This window comes from Nucisporomicrobium flavum (assembly GCF_016464385.1).
GTDB classification, from domain to species: Bacteria; Actinomycetota; Actinomycetes; order Mycobacteriales; family Micromonosporaceae; genus Actinoplanes; species Actinoplanes flavus_A.
In genome coordinates, this window is sequence record NZ_JADMLH010000032.1 from 48,378 (window position 1) to 55,179 (window position 6,802).

Sequence of the window (6,802 nt, forward strand, 5' to 3'; positions counted from 1 at the left end):
ACCTCGGCCTACCGTCGTGTCGCGCGGGGCCCCCGTCGCGTGCCCGGCCCTGGCAGGCTGCCCGACCGGCGGAAGCTGGCCGTGCTCGCGGGCACCGACACCGGCTGACGGGTTTCTCAGGGGCGGAGCTGGCTGGTGTCGCGGACGCCTTCGACGATCGCGCGGGCGACCGGCGACGGGTCGGAACCATCCAGCGCGAACCCGTCGGCGTGGATCGCGGGTTGCGCCATCATCCGCGGCTCGCTGCCCCGATGCGGCCACGTCGCCGTGTGCACGACGAACGGATGGCACAGGTACACGTCCCCGGCCGCGCCGGTCGCCTCCGCCGTCGTCCGGCAGAACGTCGACTCCCGCAGCAGCAACGCGATGTCGCCGCCCGGCATGCCGGCTTCACCCTTCGTGGCCAAGGCCGCAGCGGCGTACCGGTGCGAGCCCAGGATCAGCTTGGTCGGCGCGTCGTCCGGTCCGACGTCCGAGAACAGGAACAGGGCGAGCAGCCCGCGGTCCCGTGACCGTACGTTCGCCCACCAGTCCGACCCGCCCCACCACGACCCCTCGATGTGCCACCCCACCTCGCCCGGGTACGCCTCGGACGGGAACCGGACCGGCACCGTGCCGCCGACGTCGGGGTTGGCGTTCCACCTTCCCGGCCCGATGAGCTCGTCGTAGGCCGCGCTCAGGGAGGGTGACGCCGCGGCAGCCTGGAACGACGGCCCGGCCGGAGTGTTGATCCTGATGGCCGGGCGCTGCCAGGTGCCGCGATCGTCGCGGCGGACGCCGTGCTCGGCGAGCTCGTCCCAGATGCGATCCCGGCAGGCGGCAGCGGTCGCGGCATCGAACGCGCCGCGGACCACGGTGTAGCCGTCGCGTACGAAGCCATCGACGTCCATGCGGCCATGCTCGCGCCGGCCCGGCGGCCTGTCGACCGATTTGCCAGCCGTTTTCCGCTCAAGCTCGACCGACGGTGATCTCCTGCCGACCAGCCGCACCCCCGTGCAGGACCGGACGCCGATGGTCTGCCGACGCCGCAATCGCCACGATCACGAGGTGCTCGCGACGTGGTGGTTACGGCTCTGCTTTCTTGCCGCGAGTGGCCTGCAGGTTGCCGCCCTGTTCCTCGATCGCCGGCTGGTCCCGTACAGCGGCACGGTCGCCATGGCCGCCCTGTTCGCCCTGGCCGCCTCCGGCCCCGATCCGTCGGACCGGCTCGACCCGGATCCCCGCGGCCCGCGCCGGTGGACCCACCGCGCGGCGCTCACCGGCCTGGCCCTGCTCACGCTGACCGCGTTCCTGGTGGACCACCGTACGGGCGGGTACGGCTGGCCGGCCGAGTTCGCCGCGGGATACGGCTACCACTGGGCTGATATGACGGAACCGGCGCTGCTGACGGCGGCAGGCGCAGCCCTGGCCGCCGCGGTGCTCGGCCGCACGGGGTCTCCGTGGCGGTGGCGCAACGTGCCCGCCGCGCTCCTGGCCGCCCTGTACGTCTTCGCCGTGGCGGAGTTCATGGTGCGTCCCCGCATCATCTCGGGGTGGATGCGGCCGCCGGCACTGGTGCCCCAGGTTCCGATCCTTCTGACGGCCGCCGTCGTCGTTGCCGCTCTGGTGATGGCGGCCAATGCCGCACTGGTGTCCGGCCGCGTGCGGCGACAGGCCTCCGCCGGCGTCCTCGCCGTCGTGTCCATGGCGATGGCGGGGCTCGGCTACATCAGCGACAACAATGTGATCGCCCCCACGGTCGACTCTGCGGTCTGGCAGAAGTACCAGCCCGACGTCCCGGCGTATGGCGTGAGCGATGCCCGGTGGTCGCCCCCGCCGGACCTTGCCGTGCTCGCGGCGTGGGCTCCCGCACCTCCAGCACCGCCGGAGGTGCGCGACATCGAGGCGGTCGCGGGTCCGCCGTCGTGGACGCCTGCGGTCTTCGACCCGGAAACCGACTGGGAGCGGGCGTGGCCGGCGGTGCACGCGACGTTGCTGCTGGCCGGCCTGGCAGCGCTGATGATGGCCCTGTTCAGCCGGGACGAGCCGGCTGGGTAGGGGGAGGCCTTACGCCGAGAGGCCCTCGCGCCGCCCGACCACCACCTTCCGTTGGCTGTTCCGCCTCGCCGGCCGCTGCCGACCTTCCCGCCCCGCCGCTTGCGCTGCGCGCCGTCAGCCGTACTTGTGAATTCCTCTGCCGGACCACGACGCGGGCGGGCGCAATCCTGTCGGAGGCACCGGGCACAATAGGACCGTTCGTCTTCCCCGGCTTTGGAGGTCACGGTGGCGCAAGGTGTACGGCCCGAGCGGTGTGTGGTGGCCGTCGACGGTCCCTCGGGATCGGGCAAATCCACCGTTTCGCGGCGTCTCGCCACGGCGATCGACGGCATCTACCTGGACACCGGCGCGATGTACCGGGCCGTGACCTGGGCCGTTCTGCAGGCCGGCGTCGACCTCACCGACACCGACTCGATCGTCAAGGTCGCCCAGGAGACGGACCTCTCGATCGGCACCGACCCGCTGGCGCCGCACTTCGAGGCCAACGGGGTGGACGTCGACGCGGCCATCCGCGGGCCCGAGGTCACCGGCGCGGTCTCGGCCGTCGCCGCGATCCCGCAGGTACGAGCCATGCTCGTGCAATTCCAGCAGGACATCATCAACGGTGCCCCGCGTATCGTTGTCGAGGGCCGCGACATCGCTTCCGTCGTGGCGCCCGACGCCGACCTCAAGGTGTACCTGACCGCGTCCGCCGCGGCCCGCGCGCAGCGGCGCAGCGCCGAGGACGCCACCGACGTGGCCGCGACCGAGGCCGACCTGGCCCGGCGCGACAAGCTCGACTCGTCGCGCGCGACCGACCCGCTCAAGCAGGCGGCCGACGCGACCGAGCTCGACACCACGGGCCTGGGCATCGACGAGGTCGTCGACCGGCTCCTGGACATGCTGAACAGCAAGGTGAGTAAGTGACTGACTTCCCCGTCGACCTCTCCGAGTTCGACGACGTGACCTTCAGCGACGGCACGACGGGCGACGGCGACGAGCCGGCCGGCCCGCAGCCCGTCGTGGCCATCGTCGGCCGCCCCAACGTGGGCAAGTCGACGCTGGTCAACCGCATCATCGGCCGCCGCCAGGCGGTGGTCGAGGACGTGCCGGGCGTCACCCGCGACCGAGTCCCGTACGACGCCCAGTGGAACGGCCGCCGCTTCACCGTGGTCGACACGGGCGGCTGGGAACCGGACGCCAAGGACCGCGCGGCCGCCATCGCCGCCCAGGCCGAGATCGCCGTGCAGACCGCGGACGTGGTCGTCTTCGTGGTCGACGCCACCATCGGCTCGACGGACATGGACGAAAAAGCGGTCCGCATGCTGCGCCGCAGCAACAAGCCGGTGATCCTCGTCGCCAACAAGGCCGACAACCAGACCATCGAGCTCGAGGCCACGTCGCTGTGGTCCCTGGGCCTGGGCGAGCCGTACCCGATCTCGGCCCTGCACGGCCGAGGCTCCGGCGACCTCCTCGACGCCATCCTCGACGCGATGCCCCCGGCGCCCCCGATCATCGAGGGCGGCCCCCGCGGCCCCCGCCGGGTAGCGCTGGTGGGCCGCCCCAACGTGGGCAAATCGTCCCTGCTCAACCGCCTGGCGCGCGAAGAGCGAGCGGTGGTCGACTCGGTAGCCGGCACCACGGTCGACCCGGTCGACAGCCTGGTCGAGATGGACGGCGAAATCTGGCAATTCGTCGACACCGCGGGCCTGCGCAAACGGGTGAACCAGGCCTCGGGCACGGAGTACTACGCGTCCCTGCGCACCGCCGGCGCGGTCGAGGCCGCCGAGGTGGCTGTGGTCCTCCTGGACGCCGGGGAGGTGATCTCCGAGCAGGACCAGCGGGTGCTGACCTCGGTGGTCGAGGCGGGGCGGGCGCTCGTGATCGCCTTCAACAAGTGGGACCTGGTCGATGATGACCGGCGGTTCTACCTCGACAAGGAGATCGACCGGGAGCTCAAGCGCATCCCGTGGGCTATCCGGGTGAACATCTCCGCCAAGACCGGCCGCGCTGTCGACAAGCTGGCGCCGGCTATCCGGCGCGCCTTGGCCAGCTGGGAGAAGCGCATCCCGACGGGTGCTCTGAACCAGTGGTTGACGGCGCTGACGCAGGCCACGCCGCACCCGGTACGGGGTGGGCGGGCTCCTCGGGTGCTGTTCGCTACGCAGGCCGGGGTGGCTCCGCCTCGGTTTGTGCTGTTCACGACCGGGCCGTTTGATGCCGGGTATCAGCGGTTCGTGGAGCGGAAGCTGCGGGAGGAGTTCGGGTTCGAGGGGAGTCCGGTGGAGGTTGCCGTACGGCCCCGGAAGAAGCTCGGCCCTGGTGGGCGCGGCAAGGCACACGGGTGACCGTGGCCTTGCCGGTGTCTCGGCTGCCCGGCTTGCCGGTGGTCTCCAGCCTGCCGGGTGCTTCCCGGCATGCCGGTGTGAATCGGGTTGAGGAGCTGGGGTAGGGTAGTCGTGTTGCCGCGCACTGGGGGATCTCGGGGCGTGGCATCGGGCTGTAGCGCAGCTTGGTAGCGCACTTGACTGGGGGTCAAGGGGTCGCAGGTTCAAATCCTGTCAGCCCGACGTTGTGAAAGGCCAGCTCAGCTGGCCTTTTTCATTTGCCAGCGTAACTGTATTTCGATCATCGCGACACGCATTTTTGCACGAACGCGCGTACGGTTTACGCATCTGTCGTTGATCGGCTCTTCCTTTTCCGCTTGTGGTGCGGTGCTGCTTCGGGTCCTGCTTTCCTGGGGCGGGGCGCTGAGCTGGGGATACGTGACTCTGGGTGGTTGGCTCGGGTTCCGAAGGTGGCCGTGGTTGTCGAGGACGCTGCTGTCTACTGTGGATGATCGTGACACCTGGAAGACACGGACGCTCGTACGGTGATCTTGGGCTGGTGAGCCGGTCGGGCCGGTGATTCCACGATCGCGCTTGGTGGCCGGGTGCAAAAGTTGACGGCGGTTGTCCCGGGTTGTCGGTGGTTGTCCCGTCGATGGGCTGGTGTGCTGGGGTAGGCGCCGGTCGGCCGGTGTGGTCGTGGGTTGGGGTCGATGTTCTGCCCGACAGGGGAGTGGGCGACTCGCTTCGAGCCCTTGGTCTCGTAGGTGTTTGCGTCGGTGCCGAGCGTGCGTGGACGGCGTTGGGGTGGGTGGTTGCCGGGGTGGGCTCCAGCGCGGCCGGCTTGTTGCCGCTGTCGTCGACGTGGCGGCGATGAGCGTGGACCGATGACCCGCGGTCCTCACGCTTCGTGCAACGGTGGCTGCTCGAGCGGCATGATCGACGCACGGATCTGCCGATGTGAGTGCACTGGAACTCGTGCCGCTCGCATGTTCAGCCGTGCGTACGGACACTTTTCAGGCCGAAATGCGGGTTTGCTCTTCGGGAGCTGACCAGTGGCCTACAACGTCGCATCACTTTAGGTCTCTTGGCTGAGAGGTTCCTATCAACGGTCGCCGTCGCCGGCGCAGGCGTGAGTATTGGTACCCCTGTCGGTTTGTGTGGCGTGCAATGAGGTCCTGATGAGGTTCGCGTCGTCCTTTCGTCTACCAACTTCCAGCGGGCCGGGTTCGAAGGGCCGCCGACTATAGACGCGTCGTGCACCCGAGTTGCTCCCGCCCAGGACGCAGAATGCGTACTTTTTTCTCGTTCTGGTCATGTGGAAGGTTGAAGATGACAAGTCGCTGGGTGCGTGCGGGATCTAACCGATCCGTAGTAGTGAGCTCGCGCAGGTGTTCGGTGGTGGCGTCCGCACTGGTCGCGGTCTTGATCAGCAGCCTCGCAGCGGCACCAGCGCAGGCTGCACAGTCGGTCGGTATCCCGGGTGTGCCCGCAGGCCTCGGCAATCGCGCGGCGTCAGGCGGCGCGAACGATACTTCGGCGCCTAAGGCGGTTCCTCTTGCCACGATCCAAGCAGCCAGCCACATGGCGCGCGTGGCGCTGACCGCAGCGCACGGTATAGCCGCTACCGCAGCCGTCACCGGCACCATGTGGGCTGATCTTGAATCGGTTGCCTCATTGCGAACTTCAGCCGTGCAGAGCGCATACCGGTTCTCTGCCCTGCCAACAGGCTTCAACGCGACTACTCTAGCCCTCGCCCAGGAGGCCACAACTCCCACCGCCGCTGAGGGTCCAGTGATGGAGGCCGGCTCGGTTTCCACGGTCCCCGCTGACGGGGCGTTGAGCGGGAGCAGCGCGAGCACGAACGGTGTCGCGGTCCTCGACGACTACGCCTACCTCAACAAGGGCACCGAACTGATGCGGGTCAACCGCGCCACCGGCGCAACCAGCGTGATCGCCGGCTCCGCCGACACCACCACCTGCCAGGACGGCTCGACCGGTAGCCAGGTCCGGTTCGTGGCCATGCCCGGCGGTGTCATCCGGATCGTCGGCTCCGACGGCCGGTTTATCTACTTGATCGACAACTGCGGTGTCCGCCGCGTCGACCCGGCCACTGGCGCTACCACTACCCCGGTCGCCCAGCGCCTGGCCGGCGCCAGCTACCCGCTGGTCTACGGCACCATCGCCGGTAAGTGGCTCTACCTGCACGACACCCAGACCTACCTGTGGCGCTACGACCTGACCAGCGGCGGCACCGCCACCCGCTTCGGCGTGAGCAACACCTACCGGCCCGGCGGAGCCATCGCCGCCGACAACACCTACATCTACTTCCCCGGCTACTACGGCACCCTGAATCGCGCTGACACCACCACCGGCACCGCCACCCAGATCGCCACCGGACTCCCTTCCACGTCACTGACCGCCCTGCTGTCAGTCGGCGACTACCTCTACGCCACCTA

The 6,802-nt window shown here is 69.3% G+C and carries 5 protein-coding genes and 1 tRNA gene; 5 read left to right on the forward strand and 1 reads right to left on the reverse strand.

Going from position 1 to position 6,802, the window contains the following annotated elements; translation table 11 throughout:
- Positions 1-116: 116 nt before the first annotated feature.
- The gene (locus tag IT780_RS40240) at positions 117-890 is read right to left on the reverse strand and encodes a phytanoyl-CoA dioxygenase family protein (RefSeq protein WP_199517147.1); all 774 of its coding nucleotides are present in this window, start codon (positions 888-890) and stop codon (positions 117-119) included.
- Between the two features lie 157 nt (positions 891-1,047).
- On the opposite strand from IT780_RS40240, the gene IT780_RS40245 reads away from it, so the two are divergent.
- The 5 genes from IT780_RS40245 to IT780_RS40265 form a co-directional block, all read left to right on the forward strand.
- Positions 1,048-2,037, forward strand: coding sequence for a hypothetical protein (locus IT780_RS40245; RefSeq protein WP_199517148.1), 990 nt, complete (start codon positions 1,048-1,050; stop codon positions 2,035-2,037).
- Positions 2,038-2,262: 225 nt separating this feature from the next.
- Positions 2,263-2,943, forward strand: a complete 681-nt coding sequence (gene cmk, locus IT780_RS40250; RefSeq protein ID WP_199517149.1) for a (d)CMP kinase — start codon at positions 2,263-2,265, stop codon at positions 2,941-2,943.
- Positions 2,944-2,978: 35 nt separating this feature from the next.
- The gene (gene der / locus IT780_RS40255; RefSeq protein WP_199517158.1) at positions 2,979-4,364 is read left to right on the forward strand and encodes a ribosome biogenesis GTPase Der; all 1,386 of its coding nucleotides are present in this window, start codon (positions 2,979-2,981) and stop codon (positions 4,362-4,364) included.
- Positions 4,365-4,512: 148 nt separating this feature from the next.
- Positions 4,513-4,586, forward strand: a tRNA-Pro gene (locus IT780_RS40260).
- Between the two features lie 1,341 nt (positions 4,587-5,927).
- Positions 5,928-6,802, forward strand: an 875-nt coding sequence (locus IT780_RS40265) for a hypothetical protein (RefSeq protein ID WP_199517150.1), incomplete at its 3' end; no start/stop codon positions are given.

Bases quoted from the DNA above. Each gene is read 5' to 3' on its own strand.
- IT780_RS40240 (WP_199517147.1), bottom strand. From the start codon at position 890: ATGGACGTCGATGGCTTCGTACGCGACGGCTACACCGTGGTCCGCGGC.